The sequence below is a fragment of the Coprococcus sp. AF38-1 genome, assembly GCF_003603945.1.
Taxonomy (GTDB): domain Bacteria; phylum Bacillota; class Clostridia; order Lachnospirales; family Lachnospiraceae; genus Coprococcus; species Coprococcus aceti.
In genome coordinates this window covers 201,983-227,857 of sequence record NZ_QVGO01000003.1, presented here as the reverse complement: position 1 = coordinate 227,857, position 25,875 = coordinate 201,983, and the positions used below count along the sequence as shown (strand labels likewise).

The 25,875-nt window shown below is 45.0% G+C and carries 16 protein-coding genes; 1 reads left to right on the top strand and 15 read right to left on the bottom strand.

What is annotated here, in order from left to right:
• Positions 1 to 103 precede the first annotated feature (103 nt).
• From asd to leuC, 8 genes are all read right to left on the bottom strand, one after another.
• A complete protein-coding gene (gene asd, locus DW025_RS05525; RefSeq protein ID WP_015533537.1) occupies positions 104 to 1,195 on the bottom strand; it encodes an aspartate-semialdehyde dehydrogenase in 1,092 nt (363 codons plus the stop codon).
• Positions 1,196 to 1,221: 26 nt separating this feature from the next.
• The gene (locus tag DW025_RS05520) at positions 1,222 to 2,388 is read right to left on the bottom strand and encodes a phosphoglycerate dehydrogenase (protein ID WP_015533538.1); all 1,167 of its coding nucleotides are present in this window, start codon (positions 2,386 to 2,388) and stop codon (positions 1,222 to 1,224) included.
• Positions 2,389 to 2,418: 30 nt separating this feature from the next.
• Positions 2,419 to 3,501 carry a 3-phosphoserine/phosphohydroxythreonine transaminase gene (gene serC / locus DW025_RS05515; protein ID WP_119999108.1) on the bottom strand — a complete coding sequence of 361 codons (1,083 nt, stop codon included), beginning with the start codon at positions 3,499 to 3,501 and terminating at the stop codon, positions 2,419 to 2,421.
• Positions 3,502 to 4,017: 516 nt separating this feature from the next.
• Positions 4,018 to 5,691, bottom strand: a complete 1,674-nt coding sequence (gene ilvB / locus DW025_RS05510) for a biosynthetic-type acetolactate synthase large subunit (RefSeq protein WP_022216081.1) — start codon at positions 5,689 to 5,691, stop codon at positions 4,018 to 4,020.
• A 33-nt stretch (positions 5,692 to 5,724) separates the two neighbouring features.
• Positions 5,725 to 7,395 (bottom strand): dihydroxy-acid dehydratase, encoded by a 1,671-nt coding sequence (ilvD, locus tag DW025_RS05505; RefSeq protein ID WP_015533540.1) that lies wholly within the window; start codon positions 7,393 to 7,395, stop codon positions 5,725 to 5,727.
• Between the two features lie 328 nt (positions 7,396 to 7,723).
• The gene (gene leuB / locus DW025_RS05500) at positions 7,724 to 8,806 is read right to left on the bottom strand and encodes a 3-isopropylmalate dehydrogenase (protein ID WP_119999106.1); all 1,083 of its coding nucleotides are present in this window, start codon (positions 8,804 to 8,806) and stop codon (positions 7,724 to 7,726) included.
• Positions 8,807 to 8,870: 64 nt separating this feature from the next.
• The gene (gene leuD, locus DW025_RS05495) at positions 8,871 to 9,362 is read right to left on the bottom strand and encodes a 3-isopropylmalate dehydratase small subunit (protein WP_022216080.1); all 492 of its coding nucleotides are present in this window, start codon (positions 9,360 to 9,362) and stop codon (positions 8,871 to 8,873) included.
• A gap of 21 nt (positions 9,363 to 9,383) precedes the next feature.
• Positions 9,384 to 10,649 carry a 3-isopropylmalate dehydratase large subunit gene (gene leuC / locus DW025_RS05490; protein WP_022216079.1) on the bottom strand — a complete coding sequence of 422 codons (1,266 nt, stop codon included), beginning with the start codon at positions 10,647 to 10,649 and terminating at the stop codon, positions 9,384 to 9,386.
• Positions 10,650 to 10,767: 118 nt separating this feature from the next.
• Between leuC and DW025_RS05485 the strand changes: the two genes are divergently transcribed.
• Positions 10,768 to 11,865, top strand: a complete 1,098-nt coding sequence (locus tag DW025_RS05485) for a LysR family transcriptional regulator (protein ID WP_117548768.1) — start codon at positions 10,768 to 10,770, stop codon at positions 11,863 to 11,865.
• Here the strand turns inward: DW025_RS05485 and DW025_RS05480 are convergent.
• The 7 genes from DW025_RS05480 to spo0A form a co-directional block, all read right to left on the bottom strand.
• Positions 11,843 to 14,410, bottom strand: coding sequence for a YfhO family protein (locus DW025_RS05480; RefSeq protein ID WP_243104914.1), 2,568 nt, complete (start codon positions 14,408 to 14,410; stop codon positions 11,843 to 11,845). The two genes, DW025_RS05485 and DW025_RS05480, sit on opposite strands and share 23 nt — an antisense overlap.
• An 82-nt stretch (positions 14,411 to 14,492) precedes the next feature.
• Complete coding sequence (locus tag DW025_RS05475) at positions 14,493 to 17,183, bottom strand: YfhO family protein (RefSeq protein ID WP_165854756.1); 2,691 nt, start codon at positions 17,181 to 17,183, stop codon at positions 14,493 to 14,495.
• Positions 17,184 to 17,193: 10 nt separating this feature from the next.
• A complete protein-coding gene (locus DW025_RS05470; RefSeq protein WP_119999100.1) occupies positions 17,194 to 18,858 on the bottom strand; it encodes a DUF6541 family protein in 1,665 nt (554 codons plus the stop codon).
• A 208-nt stretch (positions 18,859 to 19,066) separates the two neighbouring features.
• On the bottom strand, positions 19,067 to 22,819 hold the full coding sequence (locus tag DW025_RS05465; protein ID WP_015533547.1) for a phosphoribosylformylglycinamidine synthase: 3,753 nt from the start codon (positions 22,817 to 22,819) through the stop codon (positions 19,067 to 19,069).
• Between the two features lie 169 nt (positions 22,820 to 22,988).
• A complete protein-coding gene (locus tag DW025_RS05460) occupies positions 22,989 to 23,927 on the bottom strand; it encodes a M14 family metallopeptidase (RefSeq protein WP_015533548.1) in 939 nt (312 codons plus the stop codon).
• A complete protein-coding gene (locus tag DW025_RS05455; protein ID WP_022216686.1) occupies positions 23,920 to 24,858 on the bottom strand; it encodes a M14 family metallopeptidase in 939 nt (312 codons plus the stop codon). Before DW025_RS05455 ends, DW025_RS05460 begins: the two co-directional genes overlap by 8 nt.
• 160 nt (positions 24,859 to 25,018) lie before the next feature.
• On the bottom strand, positions 25,019 to 25,831 hold the full coding sequence (spo0A, locus tag DW025_RS05450; RefSeq protein WP_015533550.1) for a sporulation transcription factor Spo0A: 813 nt from the start codon (positions 25,829 to 25,831) through the stop codon (positions 25,019 to 25,021).
• Between the last annotated feature and the right edge of the window lie 44 nt (positions 25,832 to 25,875).

Below are 25,875 nucleotides of genomic sequence, written 5' to 3'. Positions count from 1 at the left end.
ACAAAAAAATTGCCGGAACATGTTCAATTCATAGCAGCAACATTATCCCGGCAAATCTTTATGATATTGTTAGCACAGACACTTCAAATATCCATATAATTTATTACTTCTTTGTGATATATCCCTTAGCCTTCAGAAGCTCTGCACAGAGAACTGCACCACCTGCAGCACCTCTTACAGTGTTGTGTGAAAGGCCAACGAACTTCCAGTCATATACTGAATCCTCACGGAGACGTCCAACGCTGATACCCATACCTTTCTCGAAGTCAACGTCCAGAGCAACCTGTGGTCTGTTGTCCTCCTCAAGGTACTGGATAAACTGCTTTGGTGCACTTGGAAGACCAAGCTCCTGAGGCGCGCCCTTGAAGCTTGTCATAGCCTCGATAAGCTGCTCCTTCGTAGGGTTCTTTCTGAACTTTACGAATACAGTTGCTGTATGTCCGTTGAGAACTGGGACTCTGATACACTGGCTTGTGATAGTGATTCCCTCTGCAGGAACGATCACACCATTCTCCTTGTCTACCTTACCCCAGATTCTGAGTGGCTCCTTCTCTGACTTCTCTTCCTCACCACCGATATATGGGATGATGTTGCCAAGCATCTCAGGCCAATCCTTGAATGTCTTACCTGCTCCTGAGATTGCCTGATATGTGCTTACGATAACCTCGTATGGCTCAAATGGCATCCATGCTGTAAGTACAGGTGCGTAACTCTGGATTGAGCAGTTAGGCTTAACTGCAACAAATCCTCTCTCTGTTCCAAGTCTCTTCTTCTGGAACTCGATAACCTCTGCATGGTCTGCATTGATCTCTGGAACCATCATAGGAACATCAGGAGTCCATCTGTGAGCTGAGTTGTTTGAAACTACAGGAGTCTCTGTCTTGGCATAAGCCTCCTCTATAGCCTTGATCTCATCCTTTGTCATATCTACTGCTGAGAATACAAAATCAACTGTGGCAGCAACCTTCTCTACCTCATTGACATTGTATACTACAAGCTTCTTAACTGCCTCTGGCATCGGTGTATCCATCTTCCATCTGTCACCAACTGCCTCTTCGTATGTCTTGCCTGCGCTTCTTGGGCTGGCTGCAACTGTAACGACCTCGAACCAAGGATGGTTCTCAAGAAGTGAGATAAATCTCTGACCTACCATACCTGTTGCGCCAAGGATACCTACCTTTAACTTGTCACTCATTTTTCTTCTCTCCTATTTATCTTTTATTACTTTATGACTCTTACCTTAACAACTCCCTCGATTGCTGAGAGTTCTGCGATGTCGTCTGCTGTTGGCTCTACACCGATATCAAGGATAGAATATGCGTAATCGCCCTTTGCCTTGCTGATCATTCCTGATACATTGCCGCCCTTCTTGGAGAATACTCCTGTGAACTGGGTGAGCATGTTAGGGATGTTCTTGTGGCAGATAGTAACTCTGGCTACATCACTGCACTGTCCCATGTTTACGTTTGGATAGTTTACAGAGTTCTTGATGTTTCCATCGTTGATGTATGCCTTGATCTCCTTACAAGCCATAACTGCACAATTGTCCTCTGACTCTGCTGTTGAAGCTCCAAGATGTGGGAATGCTACCACGTTCTTGTAACCTGCTATAGCTGGGTTAGGGAAGTCTGTCATATACTTTGCAACCTTGCCTGAGTCGAGTGCCGCCTTCATATCCTCATCGTTGACCAGTACGTCTCTTGCGAAGTTGAGGATCTTCACGCCGTCCTTCATCAGTGCAAATGCATCTGCATTGATCATTCCCTTTGTGCTGTCAAGAGCTGGAACATGAACTGTTATATAATCACAGTCTCTGTAGATATCCTCTACATTTGTGATGTGCTTTACATCCTTTGAAAGTCCCCATGCTGCATCTACTGACACATATGGATCATATCCGTATACCTGCATGCCGAGCTTAAGCGCAACATTTGCAACCTTTGCTCCAATGGCACCAAGTCCGATTACACCGAGCTTCTTGCCAAGGATCTCATTGCCTGCGTAGTTCTTCTTCTGCTTCTCCACCATCTTGGCGATATCTGCCTCAGCGGCATTGTCCTTGACCCAGTTGTAACCGCCAACGAGATCTCTTGAAGCCATGAGGAGTGCTGCTACTACAAGCTCCTTAACACCATTTGCATTTGCTCCTGGTGTGTTAAATACTACGATACCCTTCTCAGCGCACTTATCAAGTGGAATGTTGTTGACACCTGCACCTGCACGGGCTACTGCCAGAAGGTTGTCTGACAGCTCAAGATCATGCATGGATGCACTTCTGACCAGAACTGCATCTGCATCTGCGAAATTGTCTGTTACTTCATATGTATCAGGTAAAAGCTCCATACCGCACTTGGCGATAGGGTTTAAGCAATTAATCTTTACTGACATGTCTTTTTCTCCCTTTTCTATTACTATATATTACTTGTTCTCTGCCTCGAACTTCTTCATGAACTCTACAAGCTTCTCAACACCCTCGATAGGCATTGCGTTGTAGATAGATGCTCTCATACCACCTACTGTTCTGTGACCCTTGAGGTTGACAAATCCAGCCTCTGTAGCCTCCTTGACGAACTTTGCATCAAGGTCTGCGTCACCAGTTACAAATGGTACGTTCATGAGTGAACGGTCTTCCTTTACTACAGTTCCCTTGAAGAACTCTGAGCTGTCGAGGAAATCATAGAGGATCTTGGCCTTTTTCTCGTTGTGAGCCTTCATAGCCTCAAGGCCGCCCATCTCCTTAACCCACTTGAATACCTTGCCACAGATATAGATGCCGTAGCATGGAGGTGTGTTGTAGAGTGAGTCTGCATCTGCCTGAGTCTTGTACTTGAGCATGGTTGGTGTAAATGGCATTACGTCATCTCTGATAAGATCCTCACGGATGATAGCCACTACTACGCCTGCAGGACCAACGTTCTTCTGAACTCCGAAGTAGATCATACCGTAATCCTCAACATTTACAGGCTGTGAGAGAATGTCTGATGACATATCTGCAACAAGTATCTTGCCCTTTGTGTTAGGAAGTGTGTGGTATGTTGTTCCATATATAGTGTTGTTATGACAAATGTATACATAATCAGCATCGTCATCTATTGGAAGATCTGAACAATCTGGGATATATGAGAAAGTCTTGTCTGCTGATGATGCAACTGCAACTGCCTTTCCATATTTCTTTGCTTCTTCGTATGCTTTCTTTGCCCACTGACCTGTGATGATGTAGTCAGCTACGCCATTCTTCATGAGATTCATTGGAATTGCTGCGAACTGCTGAGAAGCTCCTCCCTGAAGGAAAAGCACCTTGTAGTTGTCAGGTATGTTCATGAGATCTCTGAGATCCTTCTCTGCCTCTTTGATGATATTGTCGAAGGCCTTAGATCGATGGCTCATCTCCATTACGCTCATGCCTGTTCCCTTGTAATCAAGCATTTCTTCTGCTGCCTCTTTTAATACCACCTCAGGAAGAACTGAAGGGCCTGCTGAAAAGTTGTACACTCTTGCCATTTTTGTTATCTCTCCTTCTTTTTAGTTGTGACGATGATTTTTCCTTCCTGACGAACAGATTGTCAATACTTGTATTCCTTTCTGGGGACGCTCTCGCTCGTTTCGGTCTGCAGCGGTACTAAGGCTCACTTTGTATCGCCAAGTACCGGCGACCTCAAATGCCCTGCGAAAGGAATACAGCAATTTCCAATCTTGTTCTTCGCTCAAGGCAAAATCATCTGTTGTGACTTAATTAAATGTGTGCGAGATATTTTACTTAACAAAAATGTCCTTCGTTCCCATTTATGTGAAAATTCTGACTTATATTTGTTCTTTTGGTGTATCCCGCTTGCGATTGTCAAGTTTTTTGTCTTAAAATCTTATATTTTCAAGTGAATAAACTTGTTTGTCGCTTATATCCCTGTACTATAGCACTCTTTTCGCCTGTCGGCAAGTGGGGATTATATATAAAGGCACCATATTTATGTATGTATGCACACAAATATGGTGTCTTTTCATCTTGTGCCGGCGTATATATTACATATCGTCCTCTGAGAAACAGGTGTCGATGGCTGCTCCCGGAGCTACCATTGGCCATACCTTGTCGTCTCCCGCTATTGTTACATCTATTACCACAGGTCTGCCTGCTGTCAGGGCTGTCTTCATTGCTGCCTCGAACTCATCAAGGGTGTTGGCTCTGATTCCCATGGCACCAAGTCCCTCTGCTACCTTGACGAAATCTACCGAATCGTCAAGCACGGTGTTGGAATATCTGTGGTCATAGAACAGTGTCTGCCACTGTCTTACCATTCCAAGTACGTGGTTGTTCAGGACTACCTGGATGATAGGCACGTTGTATCTCGCAGCTGTTGCTATCTCGTTCAGATTCATTCTGAAGCATCCGTCACCGGCTATGTTGATGACTGTCTTATCAGGTCTGCCGTACTTTGCTCCGATAGCTGCGCCAACACCGTAACCCATGGTTCCAAGTCCGCCTGATGACAGGAATGTCCTAGGCTCCTTGAATGTATAGTTCTGGGCTGCCCACATCTGATGCTGTCCGACATCTGTTGTGATGATCGCATCACCCTCTGTAAGCTCGTAGATTTTCTTGATAGCTGCAGGTCCGTTCAGTGTGTCAAAGCTGTACACGTCAGGATTCTGCTTCTTGAGGTCTTCGATCTCAGACATCCATGTCTTGTTGGACTGGGCGGCAAGCTTGCTGTTGAGGAGCTTCAGGACCTCCTTTGCGTCGCCGACTATGCTGGCATTTGTAGGGATGTTCTTGTCTATCTCAGCTGCATCTATATCTATATGTATGATCTTTGCATTTGGCGCGAACTTGGATGCATTTCCGATAACTCGGTCTGAGAATCTGGCACCAACAACGATCACAAGATCTGCCCTTGACACACCGAGGTTGGACACCTTTGTTCCGTGCATACCGATCATGCCTGTATATCTCTCGCTTCTTCCGTCAAATGCGCCCTTGCCCATAAGTGTATCGCACACTGGTGCATCCACCTTATCTGCAAATTCTGCAAGCTCTGCTGATGCGTCAGAGATGATACATCCACCACCTGCCATGATAAATGGTCTTCTTGAAACCTTGATCATCTCAAGGACTTTGTTCACATCCTCCTCGCGGATGGTGTCTGTCTTTCTCTCGATGACCTCCGGTGTCTCTGGTATATACTCTGTCTCCGCTGCGGTTACATCCTTTGTTATATCCACAAGCACCGGGCCAGGTCTGCCGCTCTTTGCGATCTTGAACGCACGTCTGATGGTCGGTGCAAGATCATCTATGTGCTTCACGATAAAGCTGTGCTTGGTGATAGGCATAACGACACCTGCAATGTCTACCTCCTGGAAGCTGTCCTTACCAAGCATATTTACACCTACATTTGCTGTTATTGCCACAACAGGAATGGAATCCATGTATGCTGTAGCTATACCTGTTACAAGGTTGGTGGCACCCGGACCTGATGTGGCCATACATACTCCGACCTTGCCTGTAGCTCTGGCATATCCATCTGCCGCATGGGCAGCCCCCTGCTCATGTGATGTGAGCACATGGTTGATCTCATCCTGGTGCTTGTAGAGGGCATCATATACGTTGAGGATAGTTCCTCCCGGATAACCGAACACGGTGTCAACGCCCTGTTCTTTAAGGCACTCTATAACAATTTCAGAACCTGATATCTTTGACATCTTACTTTCTCCTTTTCCCTTAATTGTGATCAATTAATTCTTTGGCACCTCAAGAACAGCACCTCTGTTGCCTGATGTAACCATAGCTGCGTATCTTGCAAGATAGCCTGTTGTAACCTTTGGCTGTCTTGGCTTCCATGCAGCCTTTCTCTTTGCAAGCTCCTCGTCTGAGACATCGAGCTTGATGCTGAGGTTGTTGATATCGATCTCGATCATATCGCCTTCCTCAACAAGAGCGATAGGTCCGCCCACAGCAGCTTCAGGTGATACATGTCCGATGGACGCTCCACGGCTTGCTCCTGAGAATCTTCCGTCTGTGATAAGGGCAACTGATGAGCCAAGTCCCATACCAGCGATGGCTGATGTAGGGTTGAGCATCTCTCTCATACCAGGGCCTCCCTTTGGTCCCTCGTATCTGATGACTACCACGTCACCCTCTACGATCTTGCCGCCCTTGATAGCTGCGATTGCGTCCTCCTCACAGTCAAATACCCTTGCAGGGCCCTTGTGAGCCAGCATCTCAGGCACAACTGCTGAACGCTTTACTACAGAGCCGTCTGGTGCAAGGTTACCCTTGAGTACAGCCAGACCACCTGTAACTGTATATGGATTGTCCATAGGTCTGATGACCTCAGGATTCTTGTTTACACTATTGGCAACAGCCTCTCCTATTGTCTTGCCTGTAACTGTCATGCAGTCCTTGTTGATGAGTCCTGCATCTGCAAGCTGCTTGATAACCGCATACACACCACCGGCCTCATTGAGATCCTCCATGTATGTGTGGCCTGCAGGAGCAAGGTGACACAGGTTAGGTGTCTTTGCGCTGATCTCATTTGCAAATGAGATATCAAAGTCGAAACCGATCTCATGTGCGATGGCTGGAAGGTGGAGCATAGAGTTGGTTGAACATCCAAGTGCCATATCAACTGTAAGAGCGTTGATGATTGACTCCTTTGTGATGATGTCTCTAGGCTTGATGCCCTTTCTGTACATATCCATAACTGCCATTCCTGCATGCTTTGCAAGCTTAAGTCTCTCTGAATATACTGCAGGGATTGTTCCATTTCCAGGAAGTCCCATTCCAAGAGCCTCTGTCAGACAGTTCATAGAGTTTGCTGTGTACATACCTGAACATGATCCGCATGTAGGACATGTCTTGCACTCATACTCGTATACATCCTCCTCAGTCATGGTTCCGGCTGCGTATGAACCTACAGCCTCGAACATACTTGAAAGACTTGTCTTATTTCCCTTTACGTGTCCGGCAAGCATAGGGCCGCCAGATACAAATACTGTTGGGACATTTACTCTGGCTGCTGCCATGAGAAGTCCTGGAACGTTCTTGTCACAGTTAGGGATCATGACGAGCGCGTCAAACTGATGTGCTATAGCCATAGCCTCTGTTGAGTCTGCGATCAGATCTCTTGTAACCAGTGAATACTTCATTCCGATGTGTCCCATTGCTATACCATCACACACAGCGATCGCCGGGAACATAACAGGTGTACCACCTGCCATGGCAACTCCCATCTTTACTGCCTGTGCTATCTTGTCCAGGTTCATGTGACCTGGAACTATCTCGTTGTATGAACATACGATACCTACTAAAGGTCTCTCCATCTCTTCCTTGGTCATGCCCAGTGCGTTGAACAGAGATCTGTGTGGTGCCTGCTGCATTCCAACCCTAACATTATCACTCTTCATCTTTTTTTCCTTTCCCATCACGCGAGTGGATTCTAGTACCGAACAAGCAACGTGTGTTCAGTATACCACCGCGGAGCGCTCCCGCTCGTTTCGCCCTGCAGCGGTACTAAGGCTCACTTCGTATCGCCAAGTACCGGCGGGCTCAAATGTCCGCTTGTGGTATATCTGAAACACACTCTGCTTTTCTGTATATTACGGAACCACTCGCTGTGAATGTCAAATTCTTTTACAATTTTCTACATTTTATATTTTTATATACATAATCTTCAGTCTACCACCGCGGAGCGCTCTCTCACGTATGTCCGCTTGTGGTATATCTTGTTGGTCGTTAGATCCTCTCGCAGACAAGATCACCCATCTCGGAGCAGCTTACGAGCTGTGTTCCCTCTGAGTGGATATCTATTGTTCTGTATCCGTCCTTGAGTACCTGCTTTACAGCGTTCTCAACCGCATCTGCCTCTTTGTCAAGGTCAAATGTGTATCTGAGCATCATTGCCGCCGACAGGATGGTTGCTATCGGATTCGCCTTGTTCTGGCCTGCTATGTCAGGTGCCGATCCGCCTGATGGCTCATACATACCGAACTTTGTCTCGTTAAGTGATGCTGATGAAAGCATTCCGATAGAACCTGAGATCATGGATGCCTCGTCTGAGAGGATGTCTCCGAACATGTTCTCTGTGAGAACCACATCGAACTGTGCAGGATCCTTCACAAGCTGCATTGCGCAGTTGTCTACGAGCATGTGCTCAAGCTCAACTTCTGGATAATCCTTTGCCACTTCCTCAACGACCTTTCTCCAGAGTCTTGAAGAATCAAGTACATTTGCCTTGTCTACGGATGTGACTTTCTTTCTTCTCTTCATAGCTATGTCAAATGCCTTGATGGCTATTCTTCTGATCTCGTTCTCGTTGTATGTGAGGGTATCAACGGCTGTCATAACTCCGTCAACCTCCTCTGTGTGTCTCTCGCCGAAGTAGAGACCACCGGTGAGCTCTCTCATCATCATCATATCAAATCCGCGCTCTGCGATCTCAGCCTTAAGTGGACATGCCTCCTTCAGTTCATCATAAAGATTTGCAGGACGAAGATTGGCGAAGAGGCCAAGCTCTTTTCTGATCTTTAACAGTCCTGCCTCCGGGCGGAGATTTGGAGGGAGCTTGTACCATGGTGATGTGGATGTATTTCCTCCGATCGAACCGAGGAGAACAGCATCCTTTGACTTTGCAACTGCCACAGCCTCGTCTGTGAGAGGCACACCAGTTGCGTCTATTGAACATCCGCCCATGAGAATCTGCTCATAGTCAAATGTGTGTCCGAACTTCTCTCCTACTGTGTCAAGTACCTTCATAGCCTCTGTAACTACCTCAGGGCCGATACCGTCACCTTTTATTACGGCTAAATTACACTGCATTTTTGTCTCCTTCCTGTTTTGCCTTTCATGATATATCTTCACTCTGGCAAAACATGCTCATACTCTATTTATTTTTATTATTGATATAGTTGATGAGTCCCTCACTCTTGATGATCTCCTGCATGAATGGAGGGAATGCCTGTCCCTTAAATTCTGTTCCCTGGGTTCTGTCATAGATCATACCGCTGTCGAAATCGATCTCCACGTCATCGCCTGCCTGGATAGCCTCTGCTGCCTCAGGGCACTCGATGATCGGAAGTCCGATATTGATGGCATTCCTATAGAAGATTCTGGCAAATGTCTCTGCGATTACGCAGCTTATTCCTGAAGCCTTGATGGCTATAGGTGCATGCTCTCTTGAAGATCCACAGCCGAAGTTCTTTCTTGCCACCATGATATCGCCCGGCTTTACGCGCTTTACGAAATCCTTATCTATATCTTCCATACAGCTCTTTGCGAGCTCTGCAGGGTCTGATGAATTCAGGTATCTTGCAGGGATGATTACATCTGTATCTACGTTGTCACCGTATTTGTGTACTGTTCCATGTGCTTTCATAGTCTATCTCCTTTATCTCTTTTATAATCCAAGTTCATCAGGACTGCTGATCTTACCTGTGATAGCTGAAGCTGCTGCAACAGCAGGACTGGCAAGATACACCTCTGAGTCTACGTGACCCATACGTCCTACGAAGTTACGGTTGGTTGTTGATACAGCTCTCTCTCCCGCTGCCATAACACCCATATGTCCTCCAAGACATGGGCCGCATGTAGGAGTTGAAACCACTGCTCCAGCCTTGACAAATATAGTCATGAGGCCTTCCTCAATACACTGAAGGTAGATATCCTGTGTTCCAGGGATGACGATAACTCTGACACCGTCAGCAACCTTTCTTCCCTTGATGATATCTGCTGCAATTCTCATATCTGAGATACGTCCATTTGTACATGAACCGATGACTACCTGATCGATCTTGATGTCACCGACCTCATCGATAGTCTTTGTATTCTCTGGGAGATGAGGGAAAGCAACTGTCGGCTTAAGCTGTGACAGGTCGATGGTGTACTCTGCATCGTATACAGCATCCTCGTCTGCCTCATACTTTGTATATGACTTTGTGCTGTGCTCCTTCATGTACTCCTCTGTAAGCTCATCGACAGGGAAGATACCATTCTTGGCACCTGCCTCGATGGCCATGTTCGCAATTGTAAATCTATCGTCCATTGTGAGGTTCTTGATACCCTCTCCAACAAACTCCATAGACTTATAAAGCGCACCGTCAACACCGATCATACCGATGATGTGAAGGATGACGTCCTTACCACTGATCCACTTTGCCTTCTCTCCAACGATGTTGAACTTGATGGCTGATGGAACCTTGAACCAGGCCTTGCCTGTCACCATTCCTGCTGCCATATCTGTACTTCCGACACCTGTTGAGAATGCACCGAGTGCTCCGTATGTACATGTATGTGAGTCTGCTCCGATACATGTCTCACCAGCCACGATAAGTCCTTTCTCCGGAAGGAGCGCATGCTCGATACCCATTGCTCCGACATCGAAATAGTTCTCGATCTCATTTGCCGCTGAGAACTGTCTTACACACTTACAGTGCTCTGCACTCTTGATATCCTTGTTAGGTGTGAAGTGATCCATGACAAGTGCTATCTTCTTCTTGTCAAATACTTCCTTCTTGTTGAACTTCTCCATCTCGTGAATTGCGACCGGAGTTGTTACGTCATTTCCTAATACTAAATCCAAATCTGCCTCGATAAGCTGTCCTGCTTCAACTGATGGCAGTCCTGCATGAGCAGCTAAAATCTTCTGAGTCATGGTCATACCCATATTTATAGTCCTCCTATCATTTGTTTCTAAATACAAATTCTTACTCTTGATAATATCACTCATCTAGGTATAATTACAATATATAAAAAGAATAGTTATTATAACCTGGAGGAATATCATGATAAGTAATCTGAACAATTACGTTATTTTTCATACAGTTGCCAAAGCCGGCAACATCAGCAAGGCCGCAAATCAGCTCTACATCAGTCAGCCCGCGATAAGCAAGGCTATTTCCAAACTTGAAGAAGAACTCGTCACTGCGCTTTTTAACAGAAGTTCCAGAGGGGTAACTCTGACTGAAGAGGGACAGGTTCTCTATGAATATGTTGAGAGAGCATTTGACTCTCTGAATATGGGTGAGGAAAATCTGAAGAATTACAAGGAGCTTGGAATCGGTCACATAAGAATCGGCGTGAGCACATCCCTGTGCAAGCACATACTCCTGGACTATCTGAAGGACTTCATCAGGGAGAATCCAAACATCAAGTTCAGCATAGACTGCCACTCAACCGTGAACACCATCAAGCTTCTCAGAAACGAAGATATTGATATAGGCCTGATTTGCAACACAGAGCTTCCAAAGGGGATAGTCTACTCTCCTGTCAAGGAGATACATGACGTATTTGTGGCAAGCCCTGAATATCTGGATAATTTCTACGAGCGCGCAAATGGCAGAGATCAATACAGCTTTGCCGATGAGCTTTCAGGCAATATCAAGGGTAACATTATACCGCTGCTAAACTCAGGCTTAGCCTCTGCCACACACGGCGATGCAACAGATCAAGGTGCGGATAAAAAAAGCAGAGATAACGGACATTCATCCGGCGTCTCTGCTTCTACCACTATTCATAACTCAAGCAACTCAGGTATGTCCAATATATCAACAGTCAACATCCTTGAAGGCTCCAACCTCATGGTTCTGGAGGAGGCAAATGTAACCCGTACCCACGTGGACGAGTATCTCCGCTCACAGGGCATAAGCTGCAGCCAGGTACTTGAGATCAACAACATGGATCTTCTCATCGACTTCGCCGCCATCGGCATGGGCGTTGCCAGCGTGGTACGTGAATTCGCACATGAACAGCTCTCATCCGGTGTTATAACCGAACTTCCGCTTGACACTCCTATTCCGAGCAGGAGTGTCGGCTTCGCTTACTCAGGAATGAAGAATCAGAGCACGGCTATGAAGAAATTTATGGAGTGGGTAGGGGTGTGATTACATGCTTCTGTTTACTGTCCCACCCCAGCATAAATAGCATGATGCATATTCCAAACAGCGAAACCAGTGCGCCAGCCATAAGCCCAGGTGTTCTGTATGCAATTTCTATATCGTGACTGCCCGCATATATCCGGACACCCATATTGCCTCTACCAAGGCGAATTTTTTCTGCCGGCTCTCCATCCACATATATCTTAAACCCATCATTATATGGATATGCGATATACAGGATACCTGGATTTTTCACATCCACACTTCCATAGAAAGTATTTTTTACAAATCCTGTACACTCAAGCGGACTATCAAGTATCTTCTCTTCTGCTTTCTCAAATTCATCTGCATTGTAATTGTATACCTTTACAAATCGCTCTCCGACACTTCCTGTTTTAGAGCTGGTCGCACCTCCTATAGTTATCCTGACATGTTGTCCTTTCTTTACGAGGCCGACATGTGACAGCTGTTCTGTAACATATGACCCATTCGATACCCTGAGATCTCCGTCCACGATCATCTCCACATAGTGATCGCGGCTATCCTTACTGTAGACATACATATCCATATCAGATTCAGCATCAAACTCATACCGGGTCATCGGCACAAATGCATTTGACGTTCTGTATATGCAATAACCCACTGATTCCTTAAGTGTGTCCTGATTGAGATAAGAAGTACTCCAATCCGATATATCAATCTCTGTAAATACATCTGACGACAGACCACAGCCACTCTTCATAAAATCATTCTGATTTTCAAGAGGTGTCCTGTCTGCTTTCCAGTCTACGATACCATCATCCAACATAAATCCCATCATCTCAGGAGTTTCTGCTTCATACAGATTGTATACGTCATTCTCAGCAACAAGGTTATATCCTGCGTAAGTACCATTCTCCGGACTCAGCACATATCTGACATTGTACATGAGCGCTGTAAGCGGTGTAGTTCCCGAATATATATATTCAACATTGTCAAAGTGGGCAAGTCCCATACTGGAAAACGCTCTGATCGTATTTCCATTTGCCATGGATGAATACCAGTTTGTCTGAGAATATGGCGCATAATTCTCATAAACCATAGCGCTCTTTCTAGTGCCATTTTCAGTATCCAGGGAATTGTATACTGATTCCCACTGATCTAGTCTTACAGCGTCTGCCAGAAGACAGTCCTCCGTCTTGCCCGGCATTACATATAATGCATTTCCCATAATCTCAGCTATCCAGCAGCCACAGATAATGCACACAGCCACTCCCGGCTTTATGCTTCCTCTTCTGCAAAGCACGCACAGAATGGCTGCAAATGCCAGCATAAGCATAAATATAACATAGCCAAGCGGGGTACTCATCTCTCTGCTGTCAATAAGACTTGCCACAAATATTACGCCTGCCACCACAGTACTTACAGCAATATACCTCAGTCTCAGCTTACCAAGATTCATGAGAATTCGATATGCTGCAGCAATTAATATAAACGTTAATATAAATGCAAACCTGTTTCCAAGTCCATGTGTGATCGTCATGCCATGGAACACGTAATTGAGCGGAAGATAGTTCAGGGCAAGCACTAACAGGGCCATGGCTATACAGTATTTCACCCTCGTCTTCCAGTCGCACACATCAGACAGAATAAAAATGCAGGCAGCAAATATAACAATACTTCCACAATAACTGTTATTGCTGAACATAGATACACATTCCAGATCCTTCAGCGGATAGAATGAAGATATATACGCTCCAAACTGTCCCCACATCTGTGTTCCTTCAAGCCCCATATCAGTCACCGAAGACGCCGCTCTCATGACCACCAGTCCGGCAGGAACCAGAACCACTCCTGCGAGCAGAGCAGACAGCACCGAGCAGCCGGCAAACGAAAGTCCTCTGCGTAGGAAATCTTTGACATTTTCCCGTTTTTCCAGCAAGAAATATATCACGGCAAACACACATATATAGAATGAGAAATAGAAATTGCATATGATCGACGCTGCCAAAGACAGCGTGTATAACATCCATCCTTTTCCATCTGACAGATGCTCTATGCCAAGTGCCACTATCGGAAGCAGAATAAGCCCATCAAGCCACATAATATTATGTCCATATGCAAGGACATACCCGGACAGTCCATATGCCATACTGCATGCCAGCTCTATGAACGTTGCAACTGTCTGGCTGTACCCATTCTCTGTATTTTTCTTATTGGTATGTCTGAAAAAGTAAAGCGCCGTGACCGGCAGGCAGGCGGATTTTATGATGATAAGCAATACCATGGAAAGTTCCAGCCTGCTCTCTCCCAACATCAGAACGATGATATTGAACGGGCTCAGGCAGTAATACAGTAACTCCTGTACAGCATCGATTCCCATTCCCATCGACCAGATAAAGCTTCCTTTGCTACCTCCCGAAATCCATTCAAATAACATATGAAACATATTCTTATACTGCACATATGCATCATACGTCAGAAAACTTTTATCTCCAAACGGGTATGCTTTCTGCAGGAGCAAAATTACTGTATATACCAGAACTGTAACTAAGAATACAGCAGCATACATAATCCCGCTCTTTTTATGTTTGTTTACTTCTCCTTGCTTTATACCCATATCAATCCCCACTTAATTTATTGCGCTATCTGTTCTATGCAGCCTGTACCTTCTTTTTCCTGCTGCGTCTAAGATTCACCATGTATAAGACAGCTATGAGCCATCCTGCTGCAGATAATATAAGGCCAAGCTTGAATCCATATGTTACATACCTGAATTCTATTGTATGTGTTCCAGCAGTCAGCTCCAGACCCACAAGTGCACCATTTGCCAGTGTTGTTATATCAGTCTTCTTTCCATCAACATACGCTGTAAAGCCTCTGTAATAAGGAATTGATGTATACAATATACCATCCTCATTTGCTGTCACCGTACCCTTTACATATGTAGATGTCACTGTGTCAAGTGAAAGCGTCCTATCCTTAATTGATTCCTTGCATTCCTGCATCCTGTCATCATGATATTCATAGAAATCTATACACGTTACTCCCTTTTTTAGGACTGTGGACAGATTGACTGCCTGTATCTCGACCTTCTGCCCACTCTTCAGCTCACCGAGATCAAGTACATCTTTTGGCGAAGGATAAGCGTCATACTCGTTTATATCTGCTATCACGTTTCCATCTACAGTTACAATATTACACAGCTTATTTGCATCCTCAAGGCTCACATACAGATGCATATCCCTCGGAGCTGTAAACGTATAAATCTGTGAGGCATGGTAATCTTCATCAAGTGACACATTCATGTATGTATAAGCATTTTTATCAGTCTTTCTCTCCAAAGTTACTCCATCCGGCAAGATCTGTCTATCTGGAGCGCTTCCTCTGTATTTCACATCAAAATCAGTCAGTTCATCCGGTGAAACACGGGTGAACACTCCTTCAACTCCCGACACATCTTTCACGAATTCATTCTGCACCTCAAACGGAACTACATCTGACACATTCCAATCTTTTATGCTGCCATCTGTAGAAAAGCCCGCTCCCACAGCATAGTCTGTTGTATACCATGCAATCTCATCGTCTATATCATACACATCGTTCTTCAGATTATATCTTTGCTCCTTTGTATACCCACCATAATATGCATCTGCATCCGATAATACATTTCTTACATTGAACATAAGCGCAGTTACCGGTGTAGTATTTCTGTATGCATATGTAGCGCCGTGATCCTGATATACCATTCCAAGCGCATCAAAAAGCCATGTCACTTTTGTATTTATGATTGAAGAGAATATATTAGTGTCTGAATAGACTGTATTATTTTGTGACAAAATCCAGGATGTCTTTCTATTAAGATCACTGTTGTCCTTTTCATTATATATGGCTCTCCATCCGTCAGTTCCGCCTAGATGCTCCTTGCCCGTAGTATATGCATCCGTATTCACATATACGGCATTGGATATCAGCTCCGCAAAAAGTATTACTATAAAATTCACAATCAGAGAATTTATCTTTATGCTGTTTCTGGCCTGTAATACAAATACCATAAACAAATATATAATAAGCAGGATCGTAACCATATAGCAGACTACATTCTGCACCTCATTATTTTCCAGAAAAACGCCCCCAAAGAAAGCCAAAAATACAACTGCGGTCAGTATCACCTCCCGAACCCCCGGCTTCGTCCAGTTCACAGCACACTCAAAAGCTGAAACAATAAGAAGTATGACAAGAATAAAAGCATATCTGTAAGAATATAGATGTGGATATGTGAACCCATGAAGAACATACAGTGCCCCTGTCAGATTCAGACAGGCAACAAGCAGCGCTATCTCCACCAGTCTCTTAACTCTTGCCCGAAGCTGTATATTCCTGTTAAACACATATACAACCGCAAGGAAAAGCAGAGACAGTCCCATATACATATTCCTTGCATACAGAGTTCTTCCAGCTATATCTATATCATGTCCCCAGAAAAAGCTCTGGAACAAATTTGCAAAATTACCAAACTTGCTAAATGGTATATCTTCTGTGAGTGAACTTGCACCTTCTCTTCCAACTATCGCAAGGAAACACGGCACAAGTACAACACATGCACTGAGTGCAGCCGTTATAGATGTGAGTGCAAACTTCACTCCACGCTTCCAAAACATTTTCCAGCTATCCTTTTTCACATCGATAAACCATATCACAGCTATCATAGCCACAAACCACGAAAAATAGAAGTTGAATACAAATGACATGAAAAGCATCACAAAATAAAGTCTCACATCACCGCCCTCAATAAGTCTCTCAACGCCAAGCATCATAACAGGCACGAGAAGAAGGCATATAAGCCAAATGAGATTATACTGATATGCAAGCATATAATCGCACATGGAATAAGCCATTCCCATCACAACACAGAGTATGTCATTCAGCCATCCGTGCTGCATTTTATTTCTGCTGGTATGCGATAAGAAATAGGTCATAGTAACTCCGCAAAGTCCAACCTGAATACACATACTGACGATCATTCCCAGCTCCATATGTGAACCGCCGAACAAAACTGCTATTAGATTGACAGGACTTGCCAGATAATAAAAGAAATTAGTATAGAAATCATATCCTAGTCCCATGTCCCAACTGAAAAAAATTGATTTTCCCTGTCTTATCCTGCCTGATAATTCCACAAAAAACGCATAATACTGGGTATTAGAATCTCCAAGCAGTATAGTATTCTTTCCAAATGGATAACAGTCCGTCATCATCATATGTATCACTATACATATGATAGGAATCAGAAATGCCATTCCATACTTAACAATTTTTCTTGACCTGATTTTCTTTTTTTCCATAATTACTCCATCACTCCATATAACTTTGTATTTTTCCTTTTTCGACAGCATGTTGCATTATAAGTATCAATAACATAAGCAAGACCGCTGATATACTTATTCTCCATGACCAATGCTGAATCTTTGTCCCCTTATATTTTACAACAACTTTACCTGCCTCTGGCGAAACTGATATTTCTACCAATCCATCATTTAGACATTTGCTTACCGTCAGTTTCCGTCCATCAGCCATTATTGCTTCATATCCCTTATAATAATACTTTGGAACTATGCACTCCCCCGCAGTTTTACCCGCATCAAACTCATAGCTTCCGTCTGATCCATAGCGTCCCCGTATGTAAGTATCTTCGCACTTCACCATCCCGCTGTTTTCTGATCCAACAGATGTTGCAAGATCCCCTTCCGCAGGAAGCCACTCCCAGAACCCTATGCTGTCTGTACTTCCTGTATTATCCGCATACCCTTCAGGATAGTTCACATAGCCGCCAAGCTCTATATTCCATACCATATTCAGGCTAAAAATACCGATAAGTATGCTTCCAGCCGCACATAAACACGCATTTCTTCTGTATGATGGCAACAGCTTTATTATATCCACTGACTGAAGTGCAAGACCAAGTGCCACAAAGAATTCTGTGAACATATTCAGTCTCCACGGAAACTGTATACTGACAAATGGAGTTCTGTCGATAAGTTTCCATGGAAAAATCTTTGTCTCGCATATAAGAAGCACCGCCGCTGTCACAAGGCACATCAAAGCCTTTTTATTATATACTTTTTTATATATACTGACAAATACCATAAGTGCCAGTATTCCAATCTCAATGAATGCAACCGAATACCTTCCACTCACTATCGCGAGCAGTGTCTGAGTCTCCTCATGTGTGTAAAATGCCGGTTCATTGCTTACATAGAACCTTCCATCTGCAAATTGTTCAAGTACAGGAAGCCAATAATAACATGTAAGTACTGCACACGCAAGAGCTTCCATACACACAGCCCCAATAAGTCTTCTGCCAGCCGCAATTCTTTTCCACCTCGCACACACCCAGATTATTCCCATTACTACACATAATACAAAGCTTATCGTGTGTGAAAGCATAAGACACGAATATGATACACATAAAAGGCCTTTTCTACTGTGTCCCATCTCAGTCAGGTCGTAAAGAGCAAGAAACGCCAGTGGAATAAATACCATGGCAGCAATTTCGCCAAGTGCAAATCTGGTATATACATCCTCAAGATGATAATGTCCCATTGTGTAAAGCACCATAGTGACAACACCCGCGCAACGGCTTCTGCCAATGCTCCGCCCTGTATAATACGCAGTAAGTCCCGTACATATCATCAGTACATATATATATATCTTCATTGCAATCTCCGGTGATGCCCCCAGAAGTCTGAAGAGAACGGCTGGCAGCAAGAACAAATCAGGGTAAAATATTCCCATACCGTAGCCATACCCTTCCAACATAGTCTGATATATATATACAGGGTATCCCTGCCCTGACTTTAGCGCTTTGAGGATACTCTCCACCCTGAGCATATGAACCTGCTGGTCATCACCGTATGGCAGGCCTGTCTTAAAACAAGGGATCATACATACACCGCTTATCAGAAGCACCAGCAGTGCAATTCCCAGAATCTCTATTCTGTTTTTCTTTTTTTCTCTCACGCAGAATCTCCTCCCGGTCGTCAAAGCTCTGCCACATCATCCCCGGCAGTCAGTACGCATAAATATAAAGACAAACGGGGACAGGTATGGAATCTACTCTCACCTGTCCCCGTATTCTCAGTCATCTAAAACTGTTTATGACTCCTGCACATCTGTGCTATTTTTATTGGTATATCACCGGATATAATCCGTGTGACATGATTTCATCTTACTTAAAGTACTCCACACCACTCTCAAATATCTTCTGGTTCTGGTCGCCGTATACGTTTACAGCTACAGCCTGTCCGATACGCTCTGAGTGACCCATCTTACCAAGGACACGTCCGTCTGGGCTTGTGATACCCTCGATCGCATAGTATGAACCGTTGACGTTGTAGTACTCGTCCATGGTTGGGTTGCCGTTCATGTCGACATACTGTGTTGCAACCTGTCCATTTGCAAAGAGCTTCTCGCACCATTCCTTGCTTGCAACGAAACGTCCCTCACCGTGTGAAATAGGAATTGTGTATACTCCGCCGAGCTCTGCCTTCTTCAGCCATGGACTCTTGTTTGTTACAACCTTGGTGTATACCATCTTGGACTGATGACGTCCGATACTGTTCATTGTCAGTGTAGGTGAATCATCCGTCTGTGGTCTGATCTCGCCGTAAGGCACAAGACCGAGCTTGATGAGTGCCTGGAATCCGTTACAGATACCAAGTGCAAGTCCGTCTCTCTCGTTCAGGAGCTTCATGACCTCCTCGGAGATCTTTGCATTACGAAACGCAGTTGCGATGAACTTACCTGATCCGTCTGGCTCATCACCGGCTGAGAATCCGCCTGGGAACATGATGATCTGTGAATCGCTGATTGCCTTTGCAAATGCGTCAACAGAATCTCTGATTCCCTGTGCTGTCATATTTCTGAATACTATCGTCTGTACGTCTGCACCAGCTCTCTCAAATGCCTTTGCTGAGTCGTACTCACAGTTTGTACCAGGGAATACAGGTATGAATACCTTTGGCTTTGCAACCTTGTTCCTTGATGTGTAAACTGTCTTGGCATCAAAGAGTCCAGTCTTGATCTCTGTCTGTGGAACATTTGACTCTGTTGGGAATACCTTCTCAAGAGTCTTTGTCCATGCTGCAAGAGCCTCGTCCATAGTGATTGTGACATCCTTGTATGTAAATACAGGCTCCTTTGTAACCTTACCTATCTTCTTGACAGGAATTCCGAGCTGATCAAGATCTGCTGCCTTAACCTCAAGAATGATAGCGCCATAGTTCTTGGCAACGAGATCCTTCTTGCTCACTGTATCCTCAAGCTCAACACCGAGCTTATTTCCAAATGCCATCTTGCTGACAGCCTCTATTATACCGCCAAATCCAACTGCGTATGCAGACTGGATCTTGCCCTCCTTGATCTTCTTGTTCAGGAGGTCATACATGTACAGAACATTCTCATATACAGGTATGTCGTTCTCGTCCTTCTCTATATCCATCTCCACAAGAACATTGCCTGCCTTCTTGAGCTCAGGTGTCACAACGTCCATGTAGCTTGCCACGTCAACTGCAAATGATACAAGTGTTGGAGGTACATCTATATCATTGAATGTACCTGACATACTGTCCTTTCCACCGATAGACGGAAGTCCAAGTCCTATCTGAACATCATATGCTCCGAGGAGTGCTGCCAGTGGCTGTCCCCATCTGTATGGGTCTGTTCCAAGTCTCTTGAAATATTCCTGGAATGTAAGTCTGATCTTGCTTACATCTCCACCTGCTGCAGCTATCTTGGCTGCTGATGTAACAACCGCATATACTGAACCGTGATATGGGCTCCAGCTTGACAGATATGGGTCAAATCCGTAGCTCATCATGGTGATAGTGTCTGTCTTACCCTTGAGTACAGGCAGCTTTGCGATCATTGTCTGTGTAGGTGTGAGCTGATACTTTCCACCGTAAGGCATTGTGACTGTTCCTGCTCCGATAGAGCTGTCGAACATCTCCACAAGTCCTTTCTGTGAGCACACATTCAGATCTGACAGTGTATCGAGCCATGCCTTCTTGACATCCTCAGGCTCCTTGACTGAAGCAAAGTAATTGTCTGCCTTGCTTGGAACTTCAACCTTGACCTGAGTCTCCTGATGAGCACCATTTGTGTTGAGGAATGCACGTGAGATGTTCACGATGTCCTTGCCTCTCCACTTGAGGATAAGTCTAGGCTCCTCTGTAACCTTTGCAACTACTACAGCCTCGAGGTTCTCCTCCTCAGCGTATCCGAGCATAGTGTCAACATCCTTAGGATCGACAACTATAGCCATACGCTCCTGGGACTCTGATATTGCAAGCTCTGTACCGTCAAGACCTGCGTACTTCTTTGGCACCTTGTCAAGATCTACCACAAGTCCGTCTGCCAGCTCTCCGATGGCAACTGACACACCGCCGGCACCAAAATCGTTACACTTCTTTATAATAGATGAAACCTCTTCTCTTCTGAAGAGTCTCTGGATCTTTCTCTCTGTAGGTGGGTTACCCTTCTGAACCTCAGCACCACATGTCTCGAGTGAGTGTGATGTGTGAGCCTTGGATGAACCTGTTGCTCCACCACAGCCATCACGGCCTGTACGTCCGCCGAGCAGGATGATTACATCTCCCGGATCAGATGTGAGACGCTTTACAGCACGTCTTGGAGCTGCACCCATAACTGCTCCGATCTCCATTCTCTTTGCAACATAATCTGGATGATATATCTCATTTACAAGGCCTGTTGCAAGACCGATCTGGTTACCATATGAGCTGTAACCATGGGCTGCTGTTGTCACGATCTTACGCTGTGGAAGCTTGCCCTCCATTGTGTCCTTGAGAGACTTTGTAGGATCCGCTGCACCGGTAACTCTCATAGCCTGGTATACGTAACCTCTTCCTGAGAGCGGATCTCTGATAGCACCGCCAAGACATGTAGCAGCACCACCGAATGGCTCGATCTCTGTAGGATGGTTGTGTGTCTCGTTCTTGAAGAATACGAGCCACTCTTCCTCTACTCCGTCCACAACTACAGGAACAACTATAGAGCAAGCATTGATCTCGTCTGACACTTCCATATCATCGAGCTTGCCTGCTGCCTTGAGCTGTTTCATACCCATAAGGGCTATATCCATGAGACATACAAACTTGTCATCTCTGTCCTTGTACATCTCCTTCATCTCTGCTCTGTATGCGTCAAATGTCTTCTCAAGAAGATCCTTGTAATCTCCATCGTCGAACTCTACATCTGTGAGCTCTGTTGAGAATGTTGTATGACGGCAGTGATCTGACCAGTATGTATCGAGAACTCTGATCTCGGTCATGGATGGATCTCTCTTCTCCTCACCCTTGAAATAGTTCTGGATGTGAAGGAAATCCTTGAATGTCATGGCAAGTCCAAGTGAGTCATAAAGCTCCTTAAGATCTGCCTCTGCCATGTCCTTGAATCCGTCAAATATATGAACATCGGCTGGCTCAGGGAACTCTGTAACCAGAGTCTCAGGAATCTCCATACCGCATATTCTTGAATCAACAGGGTTTACACAGTAGTCCATGACAGCCTTCATCTGCTCGTCTGTCACGTCGCCCGAAAGTACATATGTTGTGGCAGTCTTGATAACAGGCTCCTCATCCTCTGCAAGAAGCTTTACACACTGCTCTGCTGAATCGGCTCTCTGATCGAACTGACCTGGAAGTGCCTCTACTGAGAACACCTTATCTGTGGCAGCAAGCTCAGGCTCACCCTCATAGATCACATCTACAGGCGGCTCAGCAAATACTGTCTCAAGAGCCTTTGCATATGTCTCATCTGATATGTTCTCAATATCATATCTGACAAGCACTCTCACATACTCAGCCTTGATACCCAGATAGTTCTTAATCTCTTCGTGAAGTTCCTTCGCCTTGACCGCATAGTCAGGCTTTTTCTCAACATACACTCTCTTGACCTTACTCATGTCATACCTCCATAGTAAAAGCGTTTTTGTTATTTCAATTCTTTAATAATAGCATTTATCTTGTTTTTTTTGTAGTAGTTTTTATCTTTTTGCCTATTTTCAGCTTATTTAAGTATAAAATTGTATCTTAACCCTGCATTTTCACCAAATATGTCATAACTTTTCCATGCTAGTTATGCAGTCTTCGTATCATCTTAAATATCACCGAATTCTGGTATATCATAGGTGAATTCTGACAGTAGAATATGATTCCGTCCGTCGGTGCGTATATGTCCGTCGTATTCTCGCCCGTCATCGGATTGATGATATTTGCAATTATGTCGCCTCGTACAACCTCGTCTCCCGGCTGGACAAGCTTCTTGAAGAAGCCGGCGGCATGCTCGGACCTTATGCTGAGCAGATCCTCCTCGTCCATGATGGTGGAAATGTATCCCGCATGGCAGTTGTATCTTATAACGCCCATACGTGTCAGGAATCTGAGCACTGAGGACACCGCCTGATTGGCACTCTCACCATTGATGGTGTCGGTAACTCCCGAATATACCGAGAAAGCCTCCGTGCCGCGCATCTGCCAGTTGTAGTTGAGCGTTGCCTTATCATATGATCTAGGCTCCGCTGTCAATACATACGGCATACCGAACTGGCTGGCAAGGCTGTTGCTCTGCTTGCCTGTCTCTATCATCCTGACGTGCGGGATAAACTCACCATCCATATAGAAGCTCGCAAACTGTATTCCGTATGCGTAGCCGGTGACCTTCTCCATCACCGCCGCTGCAATACGGCTTGTCGCCTGACCTTCAGGATTGCCTGGGAATGATCTGTTTATATCTGAATTGTCTGTTATCCAGTATTTCTTGCCCACATTGAACGAGCTGTAATTGATTGATGGTATCAGAAGTATCTTCTTGCCCGACACTATGGCGCCCCTCGCCTCCAGCTCCCCAAGCTTCTTTGCCAGAAGTGAGCTTATGTAGAGCTGCTGAAATTCATTTCCTCTCATGGCACCAACTATGCATGCAGCCTTGTCTCCGCTGCCATAGGAAAATCCCTGTATCTCGTACTCTCCTCTGTAGGCTGTATTCATGGAATATATGATCTCTTTATTCATGGCCACCTCCGAAAATTCTGGCCACAAGTGACCCCTCTTCTATAACCGGATATTCTCTCAGTGAGAACACAATGCCGCTTCTCGGCGACCTGATGGTCTCCTCCACCGAGCCCGTGAGCACATTTACAATTCTTCCTATGATCTCTCCCTGCTGTATATATTCTGAGTGCTTTGCCACAGGAAGGAAGATTCCGCTGCTCTCAGCATTTACAAATACAACATCCTTGTCTTTTGCAAATTTAGGCTTATGTGCAGTCTCGACTTCGCCCTGCCATATTCCCATCTTCTTCATAAGAGAGAACAGTCCGTCCACTATCTGGTTCGAGTAATCGTAATCTATCTTGAGGGCAACTCCGGACTCCACTACCATACTCTTGACTCCGATCTCGTTGAGGGCATGTGCAAGACTTCCCTCCATGACCGTAGACGACGGATGTATCCATACAACATCCACATTCATGCACGCAACATACGGAGCAAGATCCGATGCCACGTCAGAATTAACCCTGACCTGTGGGATCTCCTTGATGTACACACTGCTGGAATGGACATCAACACAAATGTCCGCCCCCTCTATGTCCTTCATGACCTTTGCCGCTGTATACTCTCCCACAGTTCCGTCCTTTGATCCCGGAAACAGGGTGTTCATGTCTATGTCAAATACAGGCACATCCCTGTACTGAGCCTCAAGTCCCATAGGATTGATAAATGGATATACATCCACGATTCCAGTAAGCTTGTCAAAATCCTTCTTGATCCTTCTGATCAGTTCATAACATATGTACTGTCCGGCAACCTCATCCCCATGTATACCGGACACAATACACAGCCTCTTTTCATTTCCAGTTGGGAAATCCGGAGCCAGATGGTTCTTCTTCACCCTCATGACTTCCCCGATCAGCATGTTAGCTGATACTACAGTTTCTATCATATTTTGTCCACCTTGTATTATTTATTCGTTAGTAATTTTGCAAATTATCCCGGTACATAAAGAAAAGCAGGGTACTTGCCGTATCCTGCTTCTTGTACCTAAGTTATTATACATGATAACTGTCAGTTCTTCAAGGTATGTTGCCTACTCTGTGAGCCTGTTATGCCCTTTTCTTATACTCTATTCTGAGCTTGTCCGCTATGAGTGCGATAAACTCGGAATTTGTCGGTTTGCCTTTTCCCGCATTCACTGTATATCCAAACAAATCGTTGATGGTGTCTATCTGACCTCTGTTCCACGCCACCTCTATGGCATGTCTTATGGCTCTCTCTACGCTGGAGGATGTGGTCTTATATTTCTTCGCTATCGTCGGATAGAGAAGCTTTGTTATGTAGTTCAGCATGTTCACATCGTTGACCGCCATGATGATGCCCTCACGGATGTACTGGTAGCCCTTTATATTTGCAGGAATACCTATATCCCTGATGATATCCGTCACATCGCTCTCTATAGTATTCTCTATCTTGTGTGCCATACTCTTCTCTGTGAGACATGTAAGCTTGTCGTTCAGCCCTGACTCAAGCTCCTTCTTCTTCATATACATCTGTCTGAGTCTTGTCACAAGCTGCACCGGATTGTATGGCTTCAGGATATAATATGTCGCACCCATCTCAAATGCACATCTTATAAGTCTCTGTGATGACACCGATGTGAGTACCACAAATATCGTATTCTGATATTCAGGCAGTTCACTCATATGCTCCATCACTCCCAAGCCATCCATTCCCGAAAGGCAAATGTCCAGTATCACTATATCCGGCTTGTAAAGCTTTATTGATTCCACCGCTTCATCCCCGGTGCTGACCATATCAACTACTCTCATCTCGTCCTTTGATGCATATGTGGCGATCTGTTTTGCTATCTGTGTGCTGTCGCCATCAGCAATTACAATTTCGATCCCTTTGTTTCCCATAGTATCTCCCTTGTTATGTATAAATTTACAGGATTAAGCGCTTA